This window comes from Photobacterium lutimaris, assembly GCF_003025555.1.
GTDB lineage: Bacteria > Pseudomonadota > Gammaproteobacteria > Enterobacterales > Vibrionaceae > Photobacterium > Photobacterium lutimaris.
In genome coordinates this window covers 1-516 of record NZ_PYMH01000049.1, presented here as the reverse complement: position 1 = coordinate 516, position 516 = coordinate 1, and the positions used below count along the sequence as shown (strand labels likewise).

General features: G+C 47.7%; 1 protein-coding gene. It reads left to right on the top strand.

All coding sequences use genetic code 11. From position 1 onward, the window contains the following. Nucleotides 1-26 precede the first annotated feature (26 nt). Nucleotides 27-516, top strand: a 490-nt coding sequence (locus C9I99_RS26960) for an amino acid kinase family protein (RefSeq protein ID WP_483407024.1), incomplete at its 3' end; no start/stop codon positions are given.

Genomic DNA, 516 nt, shown 5'->3' with positions numbered 1-516 from the left:
CCTCATAAATGTGGAGATACACAGCTATGACTAAACAAACTGTCGTTGTTGCCCTTGGTGGTAACGCCTTACTTCGTCGCGGCGAGCCTTTAGAAGCCAGTATTCAGCGTCAGAACATCGCCACAGCGGCCACAACCATCGCCGCAATCGCACAACAATATAATGTGGTACTCGTACACGGTAATGGCCCTCAAGTAGGATTACTCGCACTCCAAGGATTGGAATATAAACAGGTCATGCCTTACCCATTAGACGTATTGGGATCAGAAACCCAAGGCATGATCGGCTATATCTTGATGCAAGAGCTTAAAAATTTACTACCACAGCAAGAAGTCTCTTGCATGCTCACCCAAATGTTGGTTGATCCGCAAGATCCGGCTTTTTCCGATCCGACCAAACCCATCGGACCGGTGTATCAAGAAGCTGAAGCACGTGAATTGGCTGAAAAATTTCAATGGACAGTTACAGCTGACGGCCAATATTTCCGCCGTGTTGTTCCGAGCCCACGAGACATCT